The following is a 23815-nucleotide window of genomic DNA, read 5'->3' on the forward strand; positions in this document are numbered from 1 at the left end:
TAGGCGATGCGCGAGTCCGTCCAGGCAGAGGTCATGATGAGCTTTCTCGTGTCCGAGGAGCTCTCGTTCCGCATCCCGGTGGAGCTCCGGTACGAGACCCGCGACCCCTTCGCCGTGCGGTTCACCTTCCACCTGCCCGGCGACGCCCCGGTGACCTGGGCGTTCAGCCGTGAACTCCTCGTGGACGGCGTCGAGGGACCCTGCGGCGACGGCGACGTGCACATCGCGCCCGAGGGCCCCGAGCCGCTCACCGACGCCTTGATCCGCCTTCAGGTCGGCGGCGACCAGGCCCTGTTCCGCGCCGGCATCGCCCCGCTCCTCGCGTTCCTGGACCGTACGGACAAGCTGGTCCCGCTCGGCCAGGAGCGCACGCTCGCCGACTTCGAGGCCAACCTCGACGAAGCGCTGGGCCGCATCCTGGCGGAGGAGCACAGGACGGGCTGAGCACCTCCTTCCGGATCCTTCGCACGGCTGCGCTGAAACGCTTCGGCGCAGCCGCTGTCGTATCCCGGCCCGGCGGGTGGCCGATGCCCCCCCCGCGCCCCTGCCCCGCGGCCGGTCCTGCCGCGTGCCCCTTGCGTGCCCGTTGCGTGCCCGTCAGCGCTTGCGCCTGCGTCCCCGACCGCCGCCGCGGGAGGCCGCGCGGCCCGAAGGCGCCCCGCCTGCCGAGCCGCTTCCAGGTCCGCCCGACGCTCCGGCCGACGGCGTCGCGCCCGGCTTGTCGGCCGAGACGAGCAGTGCGGCGAGCGCCGTCGTCACCGGCACCGAGGCGACCAGGCCGATGGAACCGATCAGCGTGCGCACGATCTCCTCGGCCACCAACTCGCTGTTGGCCACCGTGCCCACACTGCTCTGCGCGATCGAGAACAGCAGCAGCAACGGCAGCGCGGCACCCGCGTACGCGAGGACCAGGGTGTTGACGACCGACGCGATGTGGTCGCGGCCGATGCGGATGCCCGCGCGGTACAGCTGCCGGGCGGTCATCGTCGGGTCGGCGTGGTGCAGCTCCCAGACCGCGGAGGTCTGCGTGACCGTCACGTCGTCGAGCACACCGAGGGAACCGATGATGACGCCCGCGAGGAGCAGGCCGCTCATGTCGATGTCCGGGTAGAGGCCGTGGATCAGGCCGGTGTTGTCGTCCGTGTTGCCGGTCAGGTTGGCCCAGCCGATGAACAGCGAGCCGAGCAGCCCGATGAGCAGCAGCGAGACCAGCGTGCCGAGCGCCGCCACCGAGGTCCGCGCGGACAGGCCATGACACATGTAGAGGGCGATCAGCATGATCGCGCTGGCTCCGACCACCGCCACGACCAGCGGATTCGAGCCCTGCAGGATCGCCGGCAGGATGAAGAGCGTCAGCAGTACGAAGCTCACCGCGAGCGCGATCAGCGCCATGAAGCCGCGCATCCGCCCGACCACGACCACGGCGAACGCGAAGATCGCCGCGAGGATCCACATCGGAACGCCGCGGTCCACGTCGGTCACCGAGTACTGCAGCTCCTTGGGCGCCCCCGGCGCGTACGCCACGACCACGTCCTGGCCCTCGCGCAGCTGCCGCGGCGCGTCCGGCTGGACCACCTCGACGAAGGTGCGGCCCTTGTCCTTGCCGCTGGTCACCTCGATCGTCGCCTTCGCGCACGTACCGGTCTGCGAGCGCTGCGCCTCCTGGCCCTCGGGCGTCGACGGATCGCCGGTCGGCGGGACCTGCGAGGCGTTGACGTCCTTGCAGTCGACCCCGTCGACCTGGACCACCCGGCCCGACTCGGTCTGCCGGTCGAAGCCGACGCCGCTGCGCTCGTGCGGCGGTGCGCCCCCGGGCCAGAGCACGGCGAGGCCGACGAGCACGGCCGTCGCGAAGGGGATCAGCACGGCGGCGATGACCTTGCGCAGATGTTTCGAGACGGGCTCGGCGGGACCGTGGCTGTGCGAGTGGCCGTGGGAGTGGCCGCTGGAACCGCCGTTCCCGCCCCCTCCGTGGCCGTTTCCGTGCGGCGGTTCGGAGGGCGGCTGCGGTGGCTGATGCGTGGTGGTCACCGACCGATCATCGCAAGAACGGGTGGGGCCCTCTGTTCAGCGTGGCCGTACGGACGCTAGCGTGGGGCCCACGATTGTCACCGCGGGAGCTCGGAGCACCGGGCTGAGAGGGCGCTGACCTCCGTACGAGACGTACGGAAACGGCTGCGTCGACCGCCGAACCTGTTACCGGGTAATGCCGGCGTAGGGAGTAGGTCTCATGACCACATCGGACGCACGCACGCCTGCCTCCAGCACGACCGAGGGCACGGAGGCCGGGAAGTCCATCGGCTGGCACAAGGCGTACGTCGAGGGCTCACGCCCCGACCTGCGCGTGCCGGTCCGCCAGGTGCACCTCACCAACGGCAAGTCCGTGACCCTGTACGACACTTCAGGCCCGTACACCGATCCGACAGCCGACACCGACGTCCGCCGCGGGCTCGCGCCGCTGCGGGAGAACTGGATCGTCGCCCGCGGCGACACCGAGGAGTACGCGGGCCGCCCGGTCCGCCCCGAGGACGACGGCATCAAGCACACGTCGCCGCGCGGCGGCCTGCGCAACCTCGACGCGGTCTTCCCCGGCCGGCCCCGGCAGCCCCGTCGCGGCCGGAACGGTCAGGCGGTGACGCAGCTTGCGTACGCCCGCCGCGGGGAGATCACGCCCGAGATGGAGTTCATCGGGATCCGCGAGAACCTCGACCCCGAGGTCGTACGCGCCGAGGTGGCCGCCGGACGCGCGGTGATCCCGGCCAACGTCAACCACCCCGAGATCGAGCCGATGATCATCGGCAAGAAGTTCCTGGTGAAGGTCAACGCCAACATCGGGAACTCCGCGGTCACGTCCTCCATCGAGGAGGAGGTGGAGAAGATGACCTGGGCCACCAGGTGGGGCGCCGACACGGTCATGGACCTCTCCACCGGCCGCAACATCCACACCACCCGCGAGTGGGTGCTGCGCAACTCCCCCGTGCCCATCGGCACCGTGCCGCTCTACCAGGCCCTGGAGAAGGTCGACGGCAAGGCCGAGGAGCTGACCTGGGAGATCTACAAGGACACGGTCATCGAGCAGGCCGAGCAGGGCGTCGACTACATGACGGTGCACGCCGGCGTGCGCCTGCCGTTCGTCCCGCTGACCGCCAACCGCAAGACCGGCATCGTCTCGCGCGGCGGCTCGATCATGGCCGCCTGGTGCCTCGCGCACCACAAGGAGAGCTTCCTCTACGAGAACTTCGAGGAGCTCTGCGAGATCCTCGCCGCGTACGACGTGACGTACTCGCTCGGCGACGGGCTGCGGCCCGGGTCGATCGCGGACGCCAACGACCGTGCGCAGTTCGCGGAGTTGGAGACCCTGGGCGAGCTCAACAAGATCGCCAAGGCGCATGACGTACAGACCATGATCGAGGGCCCGGGCCATGTCCCGATGCACAAGATCAAGGAGAACATCGACCTCCAGCAGGAAGTCTGCGAGGAGGCGCCGTTCTACACGCTCGGCCCGCTGACCACCGACATCGCCCCGGCGTACGACCACATCACCTCGGGTATCGGCGCCGCGATGATCGGCTGGTGGGGCACGGCGATGCTCTGCTACGTCACGCCCAAGGAGCACCTGGGCCTGCCGAACAAGGACGACGTGAAGACCGGCGTGATCACGTACAAGATCGCGGCGCACGCGGCGGACTTGGCGAAGGGCCACCCGGGCGCCCAGGACTGGGACGACGCGCTCTCGGACGCCCGCTTCGAGTTCCGCTGGGAGGACCAGTTCAACCTGGCCCTCGACCCGGACACGGCACGGGAGTTCCACGACGAGACGCTCCCGGCCGAGCCCGCGAAGACGGCGCACTTCTGCTCCATGTGCGGCCCGAAGTTCTGCTCGATGAAGATCAGCCGCAACATCAACGAGCAGTTCGGCGGCGAGGAGGGCGCGTCCGAGGAGGAGATCGAGGCGGGCATGCTCGCCAAGTCGCGGGAGTTCGCGGCCGCGGGCAACCGCGTCTATCTGCCGATGGCGGACTGACCGGGGCGATGAACTCGCGCATGGGCCCCAGCTGTTCCGGCCGGGGCCCATGGCCCGTCGTGCCTCAGCGTGAGGTCAGCTTCCCGCTCTTCGTCACGGTCACGGCGCCCTGCCAGCCACCGGGCGAGCAGTCACGGCCGTTGGGGTACGTGGGCTTCGGTACGAGGGTCGTGCGTTCGTCGAGCACGGTCGCACCGCCCTCGTCCCTGAGCACGAGCTCCACGCGCACCTTCGTCCTGCCGTCCTCCGGCAGGCCCTCCACGACGGCGAACCCCGGCCAGGGAGCGGGCGGTTCGGACGAGGGCGCGGCCTCCCGGAGCTCCTTCTGCAGGCGCAGTCCGCCCCCGTGACAACGGCCGTCCCAGCAGGCGACGAGCTCCGCCTCGGCCGCCCGGTCCGCCCACTTCGGGGGTACGTCCACGGAGATCCCGGTCGGCGAGTCCCGCAGCGTGCAGATGTGCTCGCCGGCCCCGCAGCCGGTGAGCAGCAGCAGGGCGGTGAGTGCGGCCGAGGCGCGGGCGAGCGCACCACGAGGCGTGCACCCGTGAAGTGCCTGTTTCACGTGAAACCGATTCCGATCTTCTGAGCCGGGACCACCGCTCCGGCTGATGCTCAGGCCTTGGCCCGGCTGATGCTCTGGCCCTAGTCCGGCTGATGCTCCGGCCCGCCGAAGTCCGGGCTGGAGAAGTCCGGGCTCGAATAGCGCGGCCGCGAGCCGGAATCCGCGGCCCCGTCCCCGTTCCCGTCCCTGGGGCCGTCGGCGCTGCCCCCTGCGGAGCCGCCGGCTCCCGTGTCCCCGCTGCTGAACCCCGGCCTGTCATAGCCGAGTTGGGGCATCCGTGTACCGGACGGGCCGGGTCCGTGGTCGACGGTGCCGCGCGGCTCGGCCAGCGCCTCGCGCAGGAACGGCAGCACGCCGCGCTCCAGAAGTGCCTCGTGCCAGACCTCCCGGGCGCGGGACAGCTCTTCGTTCGACTCCCAGGGCGGTCCCGCCGGGACGGCCGTCGAGCCGTTGCGCAGCGCGGTCAGGAGCAGGCCGCCCGCGGCGACGAGAATCCCGGCCGCGGTGAGCGCGCCGAAGATCCAGCCGGCCGTCAACAGCGCGTCGGCGAGGGCCGGTTCGGGCGTGATCATCTTCAGCACGTACCCGACGAGCAGGAATATCACCGCCGCCGTGCCCGCGAGGACCGGGGCGAGGACGGCGAGCACGGCCATGAGCCCCGCGCCCGCGGTCTCGGTGACCTCGCCCATGGTGGTGGCCAGGCCGACCGAGCCCGAGGCGGGCTCGGACCCGCTCGGCTCCCGTACGGCCGTGGAGGAGCGGGCCGGGTCGCGCAGCTCCTGGCGGACCTTGACGTAGTGCTCGTACTCCGTCGCCGCGGCGGCGGTGATCAGGGCTGTGGCGTTCAGCGCCATCGTGCGCAGTTGCTCGGTGCTCAGCCGCTCGCCCACAGCGGCCAGATCCGGACGGTGCGGTGCGGTGCGCAGCGCCTCATCGAGGATCCGCTCGTAGTCCTTGCGGTCCTCATTCAGCAGGTGCGGAGCGCTGTTCATGTGCATCCCCCGATGCTCCGTAGGGCCGGGACGCCCGCGTGCTCACGGGCGGTTGGGCGGAAACGGAGGAGAGCCTGCTACGGATAAGCAGATGGTAGAGCGGCGACGGCGCGCCGTGACAGGGGGTTTGAAGAATTGGGGCCCCTGGTCAGAGACGTCCGACGTGCTCCACGCCTGCCCGCTGAACGCTCAGTTATCCAGGGGAAGTTGGCACACAAGGAGCTTTCCGGCCATGGTCACGCCGCCGTCCATGGCGATCGCCAGGCCGTCCGCGTACACATGCGGCCCCGCCACCTGCGGCCCCGCGCCGTCCTCGCCGTCCTCGGAACCGACCTCGCCGAGCAGATACGGAATGGGGCTGTGGCCGTGCACGATCCGACGGCCGCCGTAGGTGTCCAGGAGCTGCTGGACGGCCTGCGAGCCGCCCTCGTCCCGGAAGGCGAAGCGCTTGGTGAACTTCCGGAACAGGTCCCAGACTTCGTCGGCGTCGTTCCGCGTGAGGGCCTCGCGGATGGTGTCGTTGACGGCCTCGATCGAGTCGCCGTACTCCAGATACGTCAGCGCGTCCGAGTGCACCAGGAGGTGGTCGTCCTCCAGCTCGATCGCGTCGAGCCGGGACATCCACTGCAGATGCACGTCCTGCAGCCGGTCCATGTCGGACTTCTGGCCGCCGTTGAGCAGCCAGGCCGCCTGGAACGTGGCGGTGCCCGCGCCGGAGTTGACCGGGGTGTCGCCGAAGCGCTTCGCGCCGAGCAGCAGCAGCTCGTGGTTGCCCATCAGCGCCTTGCAGTACCCGCCCGCGGCGGCCGCCTCCGCGGAGAGCCGCATCACCAGGTCGATGACGCCGATGCCGTCCGGACCGCGGTCCGTGAAGTCGCCGAGGAACCACAGCCGGGCGTTGCCCGCGGCCCAGTCCCCCGCCTCGTCGATCAGGCCCTGCGCGCGCAGCGCGGCGAGCAGCTCGTCGAGATAGCCGTGCACATCGCCGACGACATAGAGCGGGCCCAGGCCGTTCGGCGTGCCCGCGGGGTCGCCCTCGGCCTTGATGTGCACCTGGACCGTGTCACCGCGGTTGATGACCGGCAGATCGCGCTGCGTCGGCGTGTAGCCCTCGGGCAGGTCGACGTGCGTGCCGTCCTGCCCGGTCTCCGCAGGGGGCTCCTGGCCGGCCTGGTGCACATAAGCGGGTACGCGGAAGTCGCGCACCGTGTCCGTACGCACCGCGGGTACCTGACCGGCCCCCTGAGTCATCGACCCCTCCACCACCGTCGCGCGCCGCTTTTCTCCACCGGGTTCGGACGGCCTGGTCGCAGCGGTCCGCGGTGTCGTGCGCCCATCATAGGAATGCGGCTCGCGGTGTGTGATGCACCAGGGGTGTTGAATCGAGCCGGAACCCAGGGTTGACCGGGGTTTTCTCCCGAATTGAGGGCAACTCTGCTGCGCGACCCCTCCCCGGAACCCCTCGCTCCCATCCGGAACGGGTCCTTCCTCCGGCCTCCCTTCGTCCTTCCGGGCGGGAAGGACGAAGGCACTCACCCTTGCGAAGGGCGCGGTGGGCTGACCGTCGTGCGGGGCGGCCGGCGTTGCGACGAGGTCCGCACGATCAGCTCCGTCGGTATCACCTGCTCGATGGGCTGCGTGGTGTCGACGCTCTCGATCGCGTCGATGAGCAGCTGCACGACGGCCGTGCCGATCCGCCTCGGCTTCAGCGAGAGCGTCGTGATGGGCGGCTCCGTGGTGGCGTACACGGTGGACTCGCTGCAGCAGACCAGCAGGAGGTCGTCCGGGACGCGCAGCCCGTACCGGCGGGCGGCGGCGAGGAGGTCGGTGCCGTTGGGGTCGAAGAGCCCGTAGACCGCGTCGGGCCGGTCCGGGCGGGCGAGCAGGCGGTCGGCGGCCACGGCGCCCGCACACGGGTCGTGCGCGGGATAGGCCTCGTACACCGGGTCCTGGCCGATCCGGCGGCACCAGCGCAGATAGGCGGTGGTGGACAGCCGCGTGTACGTGTCCGTGGTGGTGCCGGTGAGCAGGCCGATGCGGCGGGCGCCGGCGGCGGCGAGGTGGTCGAGGATGCCGAGCACGGCGGCCTCGTGGTCGTTGTCCACCCACGCGGTCACGGGCAGCGAGCCGGCCGGCCGCCCGTCGGAGACCACGGGCACGCCCTGGCGGACGAGTTCGCTGACGACCGGGTCCTTGTCGGAGGGGTCGATGACGACGGTGCCGTCCAGGGCGACGTTCGACCAGACGTCGTGGCGGGATGTCGCGGGCAGGATGACCAGGGCGTACCCCCGGTCCAGCGCGGCCGACGTGGCGGCTCTCGCCATCTCCGCGAAGTACGCGAACTCCGTGAAGGTGAAAGGTTCATCCCCGTACGTGGTCACGGTCAGGCCGATGAGTCCCGACTTGCCGGTACGAAGCGTTCGGGCCGCGGCGGACGGGCGGTAGCCCAGCCGGTCGGCGACCTCGCGGACGTGTTGGCGGGTGGCGTCGGGGAGCCGGCCCTTGCCGTTGAGCGCGTCGGAGACGGTCGTGATGGAGACGCCGGCAGCGGCGGCCACGTCCCGGATGCCCGCCCGGCCCTGCCGGTTGCCCCGAGTCTGTGCCCGGCTCACCTGGTGCTTCCCTGCTGCTGTCATGGCGAGCCGATAGTAGGGCTCATGAGGGTGGTCGTCGTGACTGCATATGCACGCGTTGACAGGCACGTTTCTGCATGGCGAAAGGGGAGCAATAGCCTTTGAAATCAAGGGAGTTGAGCGATTTTCACGTGATCCGTGACCCATTGACGGCCGCGTGCCTGGCGCGTACCGCAGGTCTCGAAGAGGTCTCAACTCACCTTCACGGGGGACGCGCGCCACGGCGCAAGCCAGGGGCGCACGGCACATAGGGGAGCGCTCCCCCCTCCCTGCGCGCCGACCCGGCGTTGTCCACAGGCCGGACCCCCGGTTGTCCACAGGGCATTCGCAGGAACGCGGAATCCTCATAGGGTGAGCAGTATTCGAACCCGGGCGGTACGAGGAGGACCTGCAGTGAGCGAGACAACCCCGAGGCTGCGTGCCGAGCTGGACGGCATCCCGACGTACAAGCCGGGCAAGCCCGCCGCGGCCGGCGGCCCGGTGGCGTACAAGCTGTCCTCGAACGAGAACCCCTATCCGCCGCTCCCCGGCGTGATGGAGCAGGTGACGGCCGCCGCCGACACCTTCAACCGCTACCCGGACATGGCGTGCACGGGCCTGATGAACGAGCTGGCGGACCGCTTCGGCGTCCCCCTCTCCCACCTGGCCACGGGCACGGGCTCGGTCGGCGTCGCCCAGCAGCTGCTGCAGGCCACGAGCGGCCCGGGGGACGAGGTGATCTACGCCTGGCGCTCCTTCGAGGCGTACCCGATCATCACGCAGATCAGCGGCGCGACCTCGGTGAAGGTCCCGCTGACGCCGGGGGAGGTGCACGACCTCGACGCGATGGCCGACGCGATCACGGACCGCACGCGCCTGATCTTCGTCTGCAACCCCAACAACCCGACGGGCACGGTGGTGCGCCGGGCCGAGCTGGAGCGGTTCCTGGACCGGGTGCCGAGCGACGTCCTGGTGGTCCTGGACGAGGCGTACCGCGAGTTCATCAGGGACACGGAGGTCCCGGACGGCATCGAGCTGTACCGCGACCGCCCCAACGTCTGTGTGCTCCGCACCTTCTCCAAGGCGTACGGCCTGGCAGGCCTGCGGGTCGGCTTCGCGGTCGCCCACGAGCCGGTCGCGGCGGCGCTGCGCAAGACGGCGGTGCCGTTCGGCGTGAGCCAGCTGGCGCAGGACGCGGCGGTCGCCTCACTGCGCGCGGAGGACGAACTCCTGGGCCGCGTCGGCTCGTTGGTCTGCGAGCGCAAGCGTGTGGTGGACGCGCTCCGCGAGCAGGGCTGGACGGTCCCCGAGACCCAGGCCAACTTCGTCTGGCTGCGCCTGGGGGACCGCACGCTCGACTTCGCGGCGGCCTGCGAGAAGGCAGGTGTGGTCGTGCGTCCGTTCGCGGGCGAGGGCATGCGCGCCACCATCGGCGAGACCGAGGCGAACGACATCTTCCTGCACACGGCGGAGGCCTTCCGCAAGGAGCTGTAGCCCTCGAGGGGCGGTCCCGCCCTGTGAACGTCCGCTAGTCGGCGACCAGTTCCACTCGGATCGGGTCGCCGCTGCGGACGGTGGCGAGCTTGCGCGGGTCGTCGTCGAGTGCGCCGAGCAGGTTGCAGGGGCTGGCGAGACGGCACTCGTCGCCGCGCGATATCGGCGTCGGGCCGTACGGCAGGGCCAGGGCGTCGCCGTCGGTCCAGAAGGCGACGGTGCCGGGCTCGACGACCTGCTGGGCGTCGTCCTCGCGCTCGACGCTGATGCCCGTGTCGAAGTAGACCTCCTCGCCCCAGGTGTTGGCGGTGGCGGAGAGCGGCAGGGCCTTGTGGAGCGCCTGGGCGGTCGGGGTGTCCTCGAGCGTGGCGGTCAGGTGCCCGGCGGGCCAGGAGATTCGGATCTGCATGCCGCGGATTCAACAAGATGTTGAAGTTCTTGGGAAGGGGGGACCCCCTGAAGAACGTGCGAAGCCGGTACGACATAATGCTTGTGAATGTGAACGCGTTCACAAGCGCCGTCCTGCTTTCTCCTGTGATGTACAGGTTTGTGCGGGGCAAACTGCAGCAGTGACCACGGCGATGTAAGGAGAGACGACGTGGACCTGGCTCTGGCGCCGGAAACCCTGGCGCGATGGCAGTTCGGCATCACCACCGTCTACCACTTCCTCTTCGTGCCGCTCACGATCTCGCTCGCCGCGCTCGTCGCGGGCCTGCAGACCGCCTGGGTGCGGACCGAGAAGGAGAAGTACCTCAGGGCGACGAAGTTCTGGGGCAAGCTCTTTCTGATCAACATCGCGATGGGTGTCGTGACCGGCATCCTGCAGGAGTTCCAGTTCGGCATGAACTGGTCCGACTACTCGCGGTTCGTGGGTGACATCTTCGGCGCCCCGCTCGCCTTCGAGGCGCTCATCGCGTTCTTCTTCGAGTCCACCTTCATCGGCCTGTGGATCTTCGGCTGGGACAAGCTGCCGAAGAAGCTCCACCTGGCGACGATCTGGATGGTCTCGATCGGCACGATCCTCTCCGCGTACTTCATCCTGGCGGCCAACTCCTGGATGCAGCACCCGGTGGGCTACCGGATCAACGAGGAGCGCGGCCGGGCCGAACTCACCGACTTCCTGGCCGTGCTGACGCAGAACACCGCGCTTGCCCAGATGTTCCACACCATGACCGCGGCCTTCCTGGTCGGTGGCGCGTTCATGGTCGGCATCGCCGCGTACCACCTGGCGCGCAAGAAGCATGTGCCGGTGATGAAGACCTCGCTGCGGCTCGGGCTCGTCACGATCACCATCAGCGGACTGCTCACCGCGGTCAGCGGCGACGTTCTCGGCAAGATCATGTTCGAGCAGCAGCCGATGAAGATGGCCGCCGCCGAAGCGCTCTGGGACGGCGAGGACTCGGCGCCCTTCTCGATCTTCGCGTACGGCGACGTCGCGCAGGGGCACAACAAGGTCGCCATCGAGATCCCGGGCCTGCTCTCCTTCCTCGCGCACAACAACTTCGACGAGCACGTCCCCGGCATCAACGACCTCAACAAGGAGATGCAGGAGAAGTACGGGCCCGGTGACTACCGCCCGAACATCCCGGTCGCCTACTGGGGCTTCCGCTGGATGATCGGCTTCGGCATGGCCTCGCTCGGCATCGGTGTGCTCGGGCTGTGGCTGACGCGGAAGAAGTTCATGCTGCCGCAGTCGATGCGGGTGGGTGAGGACGAAGCGCCGCATCTGGTGCTGTTCAAGAAGCCGCTGAGCGCCAAGCTCACCCGGTGGTACTGGATCGTCGCCCTCTGGACGATGCTGTTCCCGCTGATCGCCAACTCGTGGGGCTGGATCTTCACCGAGATGGGCCGGCAGCCGTGGGTGGTCTTCGGCGTGCTCAAGACCTCCGCCGCCGTCTCCCCCAACGTCTCGCAGGCCGAGGTCATCACCTCGCTCGCCGTCTACACGCTGCTGTACGCGGCGCTCGCCGTGATCGAGGTCAAGCTGATCATCAAGTACGCCAAGGCCGGCCCGCCCGAACTCACCGAGGCCGACCTCAACCCGCCCACCAAGATCGGCGGCGACGACCGTGACGCCGACCGGCCGATGGCCTTCTCGTACTGAGGCTGAGGAGCTGCTGAGGCATGGAACTTCACGACGTCTGGTTCGTCCTGATCGCGGTCCTGTGGATCGGGTACTTCTTCCTGGAGGGCTTCGACTTCGGGGTCGGGGTCCTGACCAAGCTGCTGGCGCGGGACCGCAGTGAGCGGCGGGTGCTGATCAACACCATCGGTCCCGTCTGGGACGGCAACGAGGTGTGGCTGCTCACCGCGGGCGGCGCCACGTTCGCGGCCTTCCCGGAGTGGTACGCGACGCTGTTCTCCGGCTTCTATCTGCCGCTGCTGCTGATCCTGATCTGCCTGATCATCCGCGGCGTGGCCTTCGAGTACCGCCACAAGCGGCCCGAGGACCGCTGGCAGACCAACTGGGAGCACGCGATCTTCTGGACCTCGCTGATCCCGGCGTTCCTCTGGGGCGTGGCCTTCGCCAACATCGCGCGCGGCGTGAAGATCGACCGCGATCTGGAGTACGTGGGCACGTTCTGGGACCTGCTCAACCCGTACGCGATCCTGGGCGGGCTCGTCACGCTCTCGCTGTTCACATTCCACGGCGCGGTGTTCACGGCGCTCAAGACCGTGGGCGACATCCGGATGCGGGCGCGGAAGCTGGCGCTCGGGCTCGGGCTCGCGGCGGCCGTGCTGGGGCTCGGCTTCCTGGTCTGGACGCAGGTCTCCAAGGGCGACGGGACGAGTCTCGTCGCGATGATCGTGGCCGTGGTCGCGCTCGTCGGGGCCGTCGGGATGTTGAAGGCGGGGCGCGAGGGCTGGTCGTTCGCGCTGTCCGGGGTCACGATCGCCGCTGCGGTTGCGATGCTGTTCCTGACGCTCTTCCCGAACGTCATGCCGTCCTCGCTCGACCCGGCCTGGAGCCTCACGGTCACCAACGCCTCGTCGAGCCCGTACACCCTGAAGATCATGACCTGGTGCGCCGGGATCGCGGCTCCGCTCGTGATGCTCTACCAGGGCTGGACCTACTGGGTGTTCCGCAAGCGGATCGGTACGCAGCACATCGCGGCCGATGCGCACTAGTCGGTACCAGCGGTACTAGTTGGGGCTGTTTCACGTGAAACCGATCGACCCGCGCCTGCTCCGGTACGCCCGAGCCACTCGCCTGTTCCTGATCGCGGTGGTGGCCCTCGGGCTCGCCGGGGCGGGCCTGGTCGTCGCCCAGGCGATGCTCATCGCCGAAGTGGTGGTGGGCGGATTCCAACAGGGCCTCGACACGGCCGAGTTGAGCACGCCGCTGCTGTTGCTCGTGGCCGTCGCGCTCGGCCGGGCCGTCGTCGGCTGGCTCACCGAGCTGGCCGCGCACCGGGCGAGCGCCGCCGTGAAGTCGGAGCTGCGCGGCCGGCTCCTCGACCGGGCCGGGGCGCTCGGGCCCGGCTGGCTGAGCGGCCAGCGCACCGGCTCCCTGGTCGCGCTCGCGACACGAGGCGTGGACGCGCTCGACGACTACTTCGCGCGCTACCTCCCGCAGTTGGGGCTCGCGGTCGTGGTGCCGGTGGCGGTGCTCGCGCGGATCGTGACCGAGGACTGGGTGTCGGCCGCGATCATCGTGGTGACCCTGCCGCTCATCCCGATCTTCATGATCCTGATCGGCTGGGCCACCCAGGCCCGGATGGACCGCCAGTGGCGGCTGCTCTCCCGGCTCTCCGGACACTTCCTCGACGTGGTCGCGGGGCTGCCGACGCTGAAGGTCTTCGGCCGGGCCAAGGCGCAGGCCGAGTCGATCCGCAGGATCACCGGCGAGTACCGGCAGGCGACGATGCGCACGCTGCGGATCGCCTTCCTCTCCTCGTTCGCCCTGGAACTCCTCGCGACGCTCTCCGTCGCGCTGGTCGCCGTCACCATCGGCATGCGGCTCGTGCACGGCGACATGGATCTGTACATCGGGCTCGTGGTTCTCGTCCTCGCGCCCGAGGCGTATCTCCCGCTGCGGCAGGTGGGCGCGCAGTACCACGCCGCCGCCGAAGGGCTCGCGGCCGCGCAGGAGATCTTCGACGTGCTGGAGACCGAGGTGCCGGCCTCGGGCGACGGGCCCGCGCCGGACGGGGAGGTGCGCTTCGACGGCGTGACCGTCCGGTACCCGGGGCGGGACAGCGCGGCCGTGGAACGCGCGATGTTTCACGTGAAACCGGGCGAGACCGTCGCGCTCGTCGGCCCCAGCGGCGCGGGCAAGTCCACGCTGCTGCAAGTGCTGTTGGGCTTCGTCCGGCCCGACGAGGGCCGGGTCACCGTAGGCGGCACCGATCTCGCCACCGTGAACCTCGACGCCTGGCACGAGCGCATCGCCTGGGTCCCCCAGCACCCGCACCTCTACGCCGGGACGATCGCCGAGAACGTACGGCTGGCCCGGCCCGATGCGGACGACGAGGCCGTACGGGAGGCGCTGCGGGACGCGGGGGCGCTGAGCTTTGTCGACGCGCTGCCCGAGGGGGCGCGGACCGAGCTCGGTGAGGACGGGGCCGGGCTGTCGGCGGGGCAGCGTCAACGCCTCGCGCTGGCGCGGGCGTTCCTCGCGGACCGGCCCGTGCTCCTCCTCGACGAGCCCACGGCTTCGCTCGACGGGGAGACCGAGGCCGAGGTGGTCGACGCGGTGCGGCGGCTGGCCGTGGGGCGGACGGTGCTGCTCGTGGTGCACCGGCCGGCGCTGCTCGCCGTGGCGGACCGGGTGGTGCGGATCGAGGAAGGCGGGCGGCCGGGTGCGGGGTTGCCGCAGCGTGCGGGCGGGGCGGCGGAGGCGTCGGCGGCGTCGGCGGCCCTCGCGGAGCAGGAGCAGGAGCTGGAGCGGCAGCGGGAGCCGGGCTCGGCGCCCGGCCTGGACGCGGGGTCTGCGCTGGGCTCGAACCCGAAGCCGAAGCCGAAGCCGGACGTGGTCTCGGGCGCGGAGGTGGACGCGCGCACGGGTGCGAGCGTAGACGCGGACCTGGTCGTCGGCTCGGCGCCCGGCGACGAGTACGCGCCGGCGGCAGCGGTCACCGGGCTCGGCGCCGAGCCGGACACCGCGGCCGGGGCGGCGGGAGCGGCACCCGGCGGACGGGTCCTCGCACGCGTGCGGGCCATGGCGCAGGAGCGGCGCGGGCGACTGCTGCTCGGGCTGCTGCTCGGCAGCCTCGCGCTCGGCAGCGCCGTCGGCCTGATGGCGACCTCCGGCTGGCTGATCTCCCGCGCCTCCGAGCAGCCGCCGGTGCTCTACCTGATGGTGGCCGTCACGGCGACCCGCGCCTTCGGCCTCGGCCGCGCGGTCTTCCGGTACGCGGAACGACTGGTCACGCATGACGCGGTGCTGCGGATGCTGGCCGACACCCGCGTCGCCGTCTACCGCCGCCTGGAGCGGCTGGCCCCCGCCGGGCTGCGGGAGTCGCGGCGCGGCGATCTGCTGGCCCGGCTCGTGGGCGACGTGGACGCGCTGCAGGACTACTGGCTGCGCTGGCTGCTGCCCGTCGGCACCGCCGTCGTCGTCTCCGCCGGGGCCGTCGGCTTCACCGGCTGGCTGCTGCCGGAGGCCGGTGCGCTGCTCGCCGTCGGACTGCTGGTCGCGGGCGCGGGCGTACCGCTGCTGAGCGGTGCGCTGGCCCAGCGTGCGGAGCGGCGGCTCGCCCCGGCGCGCGGCGTGCTCGCCACCCGTGTCGCCGATCTGCTCACCGGGACCGCGGAGTTGACGGTCGCGGGCGCGCTGCGGGCCCGTACGGCGGTGGCGCGGGAGGCGGACGAGGAGCTGACCGGGATCGCGTCCCGGGCGGCCACGGCCACCGCGCTCGGCGCGGGACTCTCGGCCCTCGCCTGCGGGCTCACGGTCGCGGCCGCCGCGTTCGTCGGCGTCGGCGGCGTGCGCGACGGGCGGCTCGACGGGGTGGCCCTCGCCGTCGTCGTCCTCACCCCGCTCGCCGCGTTCGAGGCGGTGACGGGACTGCCGCTGGCCGTGCAGTTCCGCCAGCGTGTGCAGAAGAGCGCGGAGCGGGTGTACGAGGTGCTCGACGCTCCCGAACCGGTACGCGAGGGCGCGGGCGGGCAGCCGCCGGCCGAGCCGTTCCCGCTGCAGGTGTCCGGGCTCTGCGCCCGGCACCCGGGGCAGGCGCAGGCCGCCCTTGTCGACGTCGACCTGACGTTGCGGCCGGGGCGCCGTGTCGCCGTCGTCGGGCCGTCCGGTTCGGGCAAGACGACGCTGGCGCAGGTGCTGCTGCGGTTCCTCGACGCGGAGGCCGGAACGTACCGGCTCGGCGGGACGGACGCGGCGGGGCTCGACGGGGACGCGGTGCGGCGGGTCGTCGGGCTGTGCGCCCAGGACGCGCACATCTTCGACAGCACGATCCGGGAGAACCTCCGCCTGGCCAGGACCGACGCCGACGAGGACGCGCTGCGCGGCGCGCTCGCCCAGGCCCGCCTCCTGGACTGGGCCGACTCGCTGCCGCAGGGCCTGGACACGCTGGTCGGCGAGCACGGCGCCCGGCTCTCCGGCGGTCAGCGGCAACGGCTCGCGCTGGCCCGGGCGCTGCTGGCGGACTTCCCGGTGCTGGTCCTCGACGAGCCCGCCGAGCACCTCGACCTGGAGACCGCGGACGCCCTGACCGCCGACCTCCTCGCCGCGACCGAGGGCCGGACGACGCTGCTCATCACGCACCGGCTGGCCGGGCTCGACGCGGTGGACGAGGTGCTGGTCCTGGACGAGGGCCGGGTCGTGCAGCAGGGGCCGTACGAGGAGCTGGCGGCGGTCGCCGGGGGGCCGCTGGCGCGGATGGTGGAACGGGAACGGGAGGTGGGGGTCCTGCTGGGGACGTGAGCCGCGCTCGGACGTGGGCCGCGCCCGGACATCAGCTGCGCCCGGACGTGAGCCGCGCCCGGACATCAGCCGCGCCCGGACGTGAGCCGCGCCCGGGCGGGCCGGGTGCGTGACGCCCGTACCCGACTTTCCTCGGCAAATAGGACTTACTACCCTCAAGGGCATGTCAGCCCCCGCAGTGCCCGAAGAGCCGCCGCCGTTTCCCGCGCGGGCGGAGACCGGATCGACGGCCGCCGAGCAGGCGGCGCGGAGTCTGCAGGCCTTGCCGGAGGAGCTGGCGGCGCGGTTGCCGCAGTTGCTGGAGGCGATGGTCTCCGTGGGCAGCGGGCTGCGACTGCACACGACCCTCGACCGGATCGCGGAGACCGCGGCCAGCCTCACCGGCGCCAGGTACGCGGCGATCGGCGTGATCAACGACCAGGGCGACGGGCTCTCCGACTTCGTCACGCACGGCGTCACGCAGGAGGAGCGGGAGCGGATCGGGGAGTTGCCGGACGGCCGCAGCGGCATCCTCGGCGCGCTCATCCGCGACCCGGTCTCGCTGCGCCTCGACGACCTCACCGCCGACCCGCGCTCCGTCGGCTTCCCGCCGAACCACCCGCCGATGCGGACGTTCCTCGGGGTGCCGATCCGCGTCGGCGGCGAGGTGTTCGGCAACCTCTACCTGACCGAGAAGCAGGGCGGTGACGGCACGTTCAGCGTCTACGACCTGCACATGGTGAAAGTGCTCGCGACCGAGGCCGGCATCCAGATCGGCAACGCCCGCCTGTACGAGGCGACCCGGCAGCGCGAGCGCTGGATCGACGGCTCGGTGGCCGTCACCACGGCCCTGCTCTCCGGGGCCGACGCCGACGAGGCGCTCACCGTCGTCGCCGAGCAGGCCCGCAAGCTCGCCGACTCGGACGCGGGCATCGTGCTGCTTCCGGCGGACGAGGGCGGCCTGGAGATCGTCGCCGTGTCGGCCGAGAGCACGCTGCGGCCGCTCGGCGTGGTGATCCCGCCGGAGTCGCCCGCGGTGGACCAACTCCTCGCCGGGGAACCGGTGTTCATGGACGACGCGGCCGCCGACCCGCGCATGATCACCGAGCTGGCCAAGGAGTACGGGCCCAGCATGCTGCTGCCGCTGCACAGCGGCGGCCGGGTGCTCGGCGCCCTCGCCACTCCGCGCCTGCCCGGCGCCGCACCGTTCACGGAGGCGGAGAAGACCCTCGCCGGACAGTTCGCCGCGCAGGCCGCGCTCGCCCTGATGATGGCCGAGGCGCAGCGCGACCGGGAGCGCCTCGCCGTCTTCGAGGACCGCGACCGGATCGCCCGTGACCTGCACGATCTCGTGATCCAGCGGCTGTTCGCGACCGGCATGATGCTGGAGAGCGCCCAGCGCCGCTCGGTGGTGCCCGAGGTGCAGGTCGGCGTCGGCAAGGCCGTGGACGAGCTGGACGTGACGATCCAGGAGATCCGTACGGCGATCTTCGCGCTGCAACAGGGGCCCGCCGAGGCGCCGTCGGGACTGCGCACCCGGGTCCTGCGCGAGATCAACATGGCCGCCGTCCCGCTCGGCTTCAAGCCCTCGCACCGCTTCCTCGGCCCGATCGACTCGGTCGTCGGCGAAGTCACCGGCAAGAACCTGATCGCCGCCCTGCGCGAGGCCCTGTCCAACGCGTTCCGGCACGCGCAGGCCTCCCGGATCGAGGTCGTCGTCGACGCGGAGGCGACACTTCCGGGCGGTGTCCCCGGCGTACGGCTCACGGTCGCCGACGACGGCGTCGGCATCCCCGAGGGCGGCCGGCGCAGCGGACTGAAGAACCTCAAGCGCCGCGCCGAGGCCCTGGGCGGCGACAGTTGGCACAGCCCGGGCCTCGGCACCGACCCGTACGAGGACGTGTACGGCAGCGGCGACGAGGCGGCGGACGACGGGAAGCGGGTCCGCGGCGGCACGACGGTGGTGTGGCAGGCCCCGCACTGACGAGGGTTGACGCGGCGTCGGAGCCGCCTCGGCGAAGGCCCGGCTCGGCTCGGCCCGGCCCGGCTCGGCCCGGCCCGGCGGCCCGTCCCCGTGCCCCGTCCGGCAGAGTCCCGTGTGCGCTGTACGGACCAAGGGCCACCCGTGCGTACGCCTCGTACGGGCGGGGCGGGCGGTGGCGGGTGACGATCCGGGCATGCGCCCCAGCCCTCGCCGCACGCCTCATCCGGAAAGCGGGCCGCGCCCGCCACAAGGGCCCCGCCCGCAGCGTCGTCTGCCGTACCGGACGCCCGCGGCGCTCTGCGCGCTGCTCTCGCTGCTCGCGCTCACCACGGCCGGATCGCCCGCCGCCACCGCGTCCGACGGGCCGAGCGCGAGCGCGGACGTGGCGCGGCTCTTCGAGGAGGCCGCGAAGGCCACCGAGCGGTACGAGAGCGGCCGTCGCGCCGCCGAGGAACAGCGCGCCAAGGCCCGGAAGCTGGAGCGGCTCGTCGCCCGGGAGCGGCGCCAACTGCGGCTGCTGCGCGAGGACTTGGGGCGGATCGCGCGCATCCAGTACCGCACGGGCGGCGACATCTCGTACACCGCGCAGCTGCTGCTCGCCGACGACCCGGACGCGTTGATGCGGGGGCAGCGGGCCTCGTGGCAGGCCGATCTGGCGATGAACAACGCGATCGGCAGGACGCAGCGGGCCGCCCGTGCCCTGGACAGTGGCGAGCAGCGCGCCGAGGCCGCCTGGCGCGGGCTCGACGCGCACCAGGCCCGCCTCGCGGAGTTGAAGCGGGGCATCGAGCGGAAGCTGGAGCAGGCGCAGTGGACGCTGCAGAACGAGGCCGACCGGCAGGTCACGGCGGGCCGCTGCCGGGGCGCCGTACGCCTGGACGAGCCGCAGCGGAAGGCGCGGCGGGACTGGGTGAAGCCGGTCGAGACGTACGAGCTCTCCGCCGGATTCGGAGGTTCCGGCGAGCGCTGGTCGAAGCGGCACACCGGGCAGGACTTCGCGGTCGGCATCGGCGCGCCGGTGCGCGCGGCCGGCGGCGGCGAGGTGGTGCGGGTGACCTGCGGGCGTGGCTTCGGCATCGAGGTCGTGGTGCGGCACGAGAACGGCTACTTCACGCAGTACGCGCATCTCGCGGCCGTCACCGTCGACCAGGGCGAGCGGGTCCGGCCGGGCCAGTGGCTCGGGCAGGCGGGCACGACCGGCAACTCGACCGGCCCGCATCTGCACTTCGAGGTGCGGCTCACTCCCCACTTCGGTTCGGGCGTGGACCCGCGCAAGTGGCTGGCCGAGCGGGGAGTCGAGCTCTGAGCGGACGCCGCCGCGGACTGTGCCGGGCGGAGGGTTGCTGAAACGTTCAGGCGCCGGTGTACTGCGCCAGGATCCGCTCGATGACCACCGCCACGCCGTCGTCGTTGTTGGCGACCGTACGACCGGAGGCGGCGGCGACGACGTCCGGGTGGGCGTTGCCCATCGCGTACGACGTGCCCGCCCAGGACAGCATCTCGACGTCGTTCGGCATGTCCCCGAAGGCGACGACCTCGTCCGGCACGATGCCGCGTTCGGTGCAGCACAGGGCGAGCGTGCTGGCCTTGGAGACACCGGCAGCGCTGATCTCCAGGAGCGCGGTGGGGCTGGACCGCGTGACGTTGGCGGTCTCCCCGACCGCCGTACGGGCCAGCGCGAGGAACGCGTCCGGGGACAGCTCGCCGTGGTGGGCGAGGATCTTCAGGATCGGCTGGTCGGCCAGGTCGCAGTCGGCGGCGAGGAGCTTCTCGGCGGGCGCGATGGTGACGGCCGGGTCGAGGTGCAGCGGCGGGTACGCCAGCTCGTGGTGGATGCCGCCGGTCCGCTCCACGGCGAACGACGTGCCGGGCGCTGCCGCGCGCAGCGTGGCGACGACGTCCAGGGCGACGTCCGGCCGGATCGCGCGGACCTTGACGAACCGGTGGTTGCCCGTGCCGCCGTGCAGGTCGACGACGGCGGCGCCGTTGCCGCAGATCGCCAGGCCGTGGCCGTGCACATGGTCGCTGACGACGTCCATCCAGCGGGCCGGGCGGCCGGTCACGAAGAAGACCTCGATCCCGGCTTCCTCGGCCGCCGCGAGCGCGGCGACGGTGCGCGGGGAGACCGACTTGTCGTCGCGCAGCAGGGTGCCGTCCAGGTCCGTGGCGATCAGCCGGATGCGGCGATCGGGGGCGGGAGCGGGGGCGGGGTCGAGGTCGTCCGTTCGCGTCGAGGTCACGCCCGCATTCTTCCGCATATGCCGCACGTCCGGGGGGCTGGGTGCACATTTGAGTAGGGGCGAGCGCTGCTGAGTGGCTGGTTCGTGTCGCTGCTTTTCGCCGTCGGGGAGGCGGGGCGGCCCGAGGGCCGCGGTGCGGGGCGTCCCGAGGGGCGCGGTGCGGGGCGTCCCGAGGGGCGCGGTGCGGGGCGTCCCGAGGGGCGCGGTGCGGGGCGTCCGGAGGGCGGTGGTCCGGAAGCACGGCTCGGGGGCTGACCGTACGCTGGCCGCATGACCTCTCCGCTGCGCCTGAGCACCGTGATCCTGCCCATCCACCGCTGGCACGACGGCGGCCGAGCGCGCTGGCAGCGGGCGGAGGAGCTCGGTTTCCACGCGGCGTACACGTACGACCACCTGGCCTGGCGGAGTTTCCGGGACGGGCCGTGGTTCGGGGCCGTGCCCACGCTGACCGCGGCCGCCGCCGCCACCTCGCGGCTGCGCCTCGGCACGCTCGTGACCTCGCCGAACTTCCGCCACCCGGTCACCCTGGCCAAGGAGTTGATCACCCTCGACGACGTCTCCGACGGGCGTATCACCCTCGGCATCGGCGCGGGCGGCACCGGCTTCGACGCGACCACGCTGCGCGCACCGGACGCGGAGCCGTGGACTCCGCGTGAGCGGGCGGACCGCTTCGCCGAGTTCGTGACGCTGCTCGACCGGCTCCTGCGCGAGCCCGCCGACGTCAGCTTCGCCGGCGATTTCTACACCGCGACCGAGGCCCGCAACCTCCCCGGCTGCGTGCAGCGCGAGCGGCTGCCGTTCGCCGTCGCCGCGACCGGCCCGCGGGGCCTGCGCCTCGCCGCCCGCCACGGCCAGGCCTGGGTGACGACGGGCAACCCGAAGCTGTACGCGGAGGGCACCCCGGAGGAGTCGTACGCGGCGCTGCGCGGGCAGGTCGACGGGCTTGCCAAGGCGTGCGCCGAGTCGGGGCGGGACGTGCGGGAGCTGGGGAAGGTGCTGCTCACCGGGTTCACGCCGGACTTCCACCCGGTGCACCGGAGCGGGCGGCGGCCGATCGACTCACTCGACGGGTTCGTGGACTTCGCGGGGCGGCACGCGGAGCTCGGCTTCGACGAGATCGTCGTGCACTGGCCGATCCCGGACTCGGACTTCGCGGCCGACGAGAAGCTCTTCGAGCGGATCGCCACGGAGGCGGCGGGCCAGCTCGGGCGGTAGGGCCGCGCCTCTCCCGGGGGGCGCGCCCGTCCCGGGCGGGCCGGTGGCGTTCGGGACGGCAGTGGTCCGGTGTTGTTTCGGGGCGGCAGTGGTCCGGTGGTGTTCGGACGGCAGTGGTCCGGTCAGGAGGGCAGGCGCAGGTAGCGGGGCGGGACGGCGGCGGTGAGCCAGACGCCGTTCTCGCTGCGGCGGAACGTATGGCCGTCGGCGTGCATCGCGCCCGCGTCCACGCTCAGCACGATCGGCCGGCCGCGGCGTGCGCCGACCCGGGTCGCGGTCTCGCGGTCGGGCGAGAGGTGGACGTCGTGCCGGTTCATGGGCCGCAGTCCCTCGCGCCGGATCGCGTCCAGGTGGGCGGCGACGGTGCCGTGGAAGAGGTACGCGGGCGGTGTCGCCGTGGGCAGGCCCAGGTCGACGTCCACCGAGTGGCCCTGGTTGGCGCGGATCCGGCCGCCGTCGACCGCGAACCGCTGCTTGTCGTTGGTGGCGACGGCCCGGTCCAGCTCGGCCCGGGTGATCGGGAAGCCGTGTGCGGCGGCGGCGTCGAGGAGTGCGTCGATCTCCGTCCAGCCTGCCGGGTCGAGGGTCAGGCCGATCCGCCCCGGCTCGTGCCGCAGGTGTTTGGAGAGGTACTTCGAGACCTTCACATTGCGCTGCTCGCCGCGCCGGCCGTCGCGCTGTTCGTCGCGCTGCTTCCCGTGTGGCCCGTCGCGCTTTTCGCTGTCTCTGTCGTTCATGCGCTCAGGGTGCCCGGGGTCCGGACAAGTTCTCCAACTCTTTACCGTCGGAATGCATGATCCACAGCCAACCCCAGTTATCCACAGGGGAGTTGGGAGTTCTGTGGACAACAGCTCGACGATTTACGGGAGTTCGTCAACTCCTGCGTACTGTGCGTTGGTTGCCGCCATCTGGTCCAACTTACGGGATTGCACCTCTCGTTCAGCCGCCGCTGCGACGAACGCAGCGACGTTCTCCGCGCCAACCAGCTGCTGTACGGCCTGAATTGTCGACGCGGGCAGGGCGACCGGAATGTCCTCGGCCGGGGGTGGCGGCGTCGTCGTACCGTCGAGGTGGTCGCGCAGGTGACGGTTCGCCAGAATCCGCATAGCGCGGGCGAGTTCGGCGTCCACGGTCTGCTGGGCGAGCGGGCGGAGGCGCCGTACGAGATCGGCTGCTTCCGCCGCTTCGTCGTCCGTCGGCGGCAGCTCGCCGTCGAGGTAGCGGGCGAAGACGTGCTCGGTCGTGAAGTCCAGGAATCTGGACGCGATGAACTCGACATGGACCCTCAACTCCCTGAGATGGCCGGAGATTGCGAGCAGCGGCACGCCCGCCGCGTGCAACTCGACGGCCACGGCCAGCTCTTGAGGGCTCGGAACCAGGAACTCGTCGTCCCTGCCCGGGATTTGCTCCAGCACGCCGAGCTCGACCGCGTCCGCCACCGCCGCGTCGTCCGGGGCGCCGCCGAAGCGTGCGTCGAGCTCCGCGCGGGTGATGCGGCCGGCCTCCTCGTCGGTCCACGGGCCGTCCACCTCCGCCACGAGGCCGAGCACGCCGCCGAGCCCGCGGCCCGCGTCCCACGCCTCCAGGAGCTCCTTTATCGAGGCCAGGGTGAAGCCCCGGTCCAGGAGGTCGGCGATCTGGTGAAGGCGGGCCAGATGCGCGTCCGTGTAGACGTTGGACCGGCCGCGCCGCTCCGGCCGGGGCAGCAGGCCGCGGTCCTGGTAGGCGCGGATCGTACGGACCGTGGCGCCGCTGAGGTGCGCCAGGTCCTCGATCCGGTACTCGACTGCAGGCTGCACGGTCGCCGCCACCTCCGCTCTCGGTGCGGCGACC

18 protein-coding genes and 1 riboswitch are annotated in these 23815 nt (G+C 71.7%); of the genes, 9 read left to right on the forward strand and 9 right to left on the reverse strand.

Annotated elements, in window-relative coordinates:
* Positions 1–6 precede the first annotated feature (6 nt).
* Positions 7–444 (forward strand): SsgA family sporulation/cell division regulator, encoded by a 438-nt coding sequence (locus ACIDOF_RS12710; RefSeq protein ID WP_409005925.1) that lies wholly within the window; start codon positions 7–9, stop codon positions 442–444.
* A 153-nt stretch (positions 445–597) separates the two neighbouring features.
* Here ACIDOF_RS12710 and ACIDOF_RS12715 read toward each other — a convergent pair whose 3' ends face one another.
* The gene (locus ACIDOF_RS12715) at positions 598–2031 is read right to left on the reverse strand and encodes a YibE/F family protein (RefSeq protein WP_409005926.1); all 1434 of its coding nucleotides are present in this window, start codon (positions 2029–2031) and stop codon (positions 598–600) included.
* Positions 2032–2103: 72 nt separating this feature from the next.
* A riboswitch (TPP riboswitch) is annotated at positions 2104–2238 on the forward strand.
* Between ACIDOF_RS12715 and thiC the strand changes: the two genes are divergently transcribed.
* Positions 2231–4024, forward strand: coding sequence for a phosphomethylpyrimidine synthase ThiC (thiC, locus tag ACIDOF_RS12720; RefSeq protein WP_409005927.1), 1794 nt, complete (start codon positions 2231–2233; stop codon positions 4022–4024). (Overlaps the previous riboswitch by 8 nt.)
* Positions 4025–4088: 64 nt before the next feature.
* Here the strand turns inward: thiC and ACIDOF_RS12725 are convergent, their stop codons facing one another.
* The 4 genes from ACIDOF_RS12725 to ACIDOF_RS12740 form a co-directional block, all read right to left on the reverse strand.
* The gene (locus ACIDOF_RS12725) at positions 4089–4586 is read right to left on the reverse strand and encodes a hypothetical protein (RefSeq protein WP_409005928.1); all 498 of its coding nucleotides are present in this window, start codon (positions 4584–4586) and stop codon (positions 4089–4091) included.
* Positions 4587–4666: 80 nt separating this feature from the next.
* Entirely contained in the window at positions 4667–5584 is a 918-nt protein-coding gene (locus tag ACIDOF_RS12730) for a phage holin family protein (RefSeq protein ID WP_409005929.1), read from the reverse strand.
* 183 nt (positions 5585–5767) lie between these two features.
* The gene (locus ACIDOF_RS12735; protein ID WP_409005930.1) at positions 5768–6829 is read right to left on the reverse strand and encodes a metallophosphoesterase family protein; all 1062 of its coding nucleotides are present in this window, start codon (positions 6827–6829) and stop codon (positions 5768–5770) included.
* Between the two features lie 281 nt (positions 6830–7110).
* Positions 7111–8214 carry a LacI family DNA-binding transcriptional regulator gene (locus ACIDOF_RS12740; RefSeq protein WP_409005931.1) on the reverse strand — a complete coding sequence of 368 codons (1104 nt, stop codon included), beginning with the start codon at positions 8212–8214 and terminating at the stop codon, positions 7111–7113.
* A gap of 390 nt (positions 8215–8604) precedes the next feature.
* On the opposite strand from ACIDOF_RS12740, the gene hisC reads away from it, so the two are divergent.
* Complete coding sequence (hisC, locus tag ACIDOF_RS12745) at positions 8605–9684, forward strand: histidinol-phosphate transaminase (RefSeq protein WP_409005932.1); 1080 nt, start codon at positions 8605–8607, stop codon at positions 9682–9684.
* Positions 9685–9718: 34 nt separating this feature from the next.
* Here the strand turns inward: hisC and ACIDOF_RS12750 are convergent, their stop codons facing one another.
* Positions 9719–10093 (reverse strand): cyclophilin-like fold protein, encoded by a 375-nt coding sequence (locus ACIDOF_RS12750; protein WP_409005933.1) that lies wholly within the window; start codon positions 10091–10093, stop codon positions 9719–9721.
* A gap of 189 nt (positions 10094–10282) precedes the next feature.
* Between ACIDOF_RS12750 and ACIDOF_RS12755 the strand changes: the two genes are divergently transcribed.
* From ACIDOF_RS12755 to ACIDOF_RS12775, 5 genes are all read left to right on the forward strand, one after another.
* Entirely contained in the window at positions 10283–11788 is a 1506-nt protein-coding gene (locus ACIDOF_RS12755; protein WP_409005934.1) for a cytochrome ubiquinol oxidase subunit I, read from the forward strand.
* Positions 11789–11808: 20 nt separating this feature from the next.
* Positions 11809–12813: a cytochrome d ubiquinol oxidase subunit II gene (cydB, locus tag ACIDOF_RS12760; RefSeq protein WP_409005935.1), complete on the forward strand. Its 1005-nt coding sequence runs from the start codon at positions 11809–11811 to the stop codon at positions 12811–12813.
* A gap of 34 nt (positions 12814–12847) precedes the next feature.
* The gene (gene cydD, locus ACIDOF_RS12765; RefSeq protein WP_409005936.1) at positions 12848–16564 is read left to right on the forward strand and encodes a thiol reductant ABC exporter subunit CydD; all 3717 of its coding nucleotides are present in this window, start codon (positions 12848–12850) and stop codon (positions 16562–16564) included.
* 163 nt (positions 16565–16727) lie between these two features.
* A complete protein-coding gene (locus tag ACIDOF_RS12770; protein WP_409005937.1) occupies positions 16728–18527 on the forward strand; it encodes a GAF domain-containing sensor histidine kinase in 1800 nt (599 codons plus the stop codon).
* 193 nt (positions 18528–18720) lie between these two features.
* On the forward strand, positions 18721–19833 hold the full coding sequence (locus tag ACIDOF_RS12775; RefSeq protein WP_409005938.1) for a M23 family metallopeptidase: 1113 nt from the start codon (positions 18721–18723) through the stop codon (positions 19831–19833).
* Between the two features lie 46 nt (positions 19834–19879).
* On the opposite strand, the gene ACIDOF_RS12780 is transcribed toward ACIDOF_RS12775, so the two are convergent.
* The gene (locus ACIDOF_RS12780) at positions 19880–20785 is read right to left on the reverse strand and encodes a Cof-type HAD-IIB family hydrolase (protein ID WP_409005939.1); all 906 of its coding nucleotides are present in this window, start codon (positions 20783–20785) and stop codon (positions 19880–19882) included.
* Between the two features lie 252 nt (positions 20786–21037).
* Here ACIDOF_RS12780 and ACIDOF_RS12785 point away from each other — a divergent pair, with 252 nt between their 5' ends.
* Entirely contained in the window at positions 21038–21982 is a 945-nt protein-coding gene (locus ACIDOF_RS12785; RefSeq protein WP_409005940.1) for an LLM class flavin-dependent oxidoreductase, read from the forward strand.
* A 122-nt stretch (positions 21983–22104) separates the two neighbouring features.
* On the opposite strand, the gene ACIDOF_RS12790 is transcribed toward ACIDOF_RS12785, so the two are convergent.
* Together ACIDOF_RS12790 and ACIDOF_RS12795 are read right to left on the reverse strand one after the other, a co-directional pair.
* Positions 22105–22719, reverse strand: coding sequence for an RNA 2'-phosphotransferase (locus tag ACIDOF_RS12790; protein ID WP_409005941.1), 615 nt, complete (start codon positions 22717–22719; stop codon positions 22105–22107).
* A 123-nt stretch (positions 22720–22842) separates the two neighbouring features.
* Positions 22843–23781: a MerR family transcriptional regulator gene (locus tag ACIDOF_RS12795; protein WP_409005942.1), complete on the reverse strand. Its 939-nt coding sequence runs from the start codon at positions 23779–23781 to the stop codon at positions 22843–22845.
* Between the last annotated feature and the right edge of the window lie 34 nt (positions 23782–23815).

The organism is Streptomyces sp. Da 82-17 (assembly GCF_046098215.1).
Classification (GTDB): Bacteria; Actinomycetota; Actinomycetes; order Streptomycetales; family Streptomycetaceae; genus Streptomyces.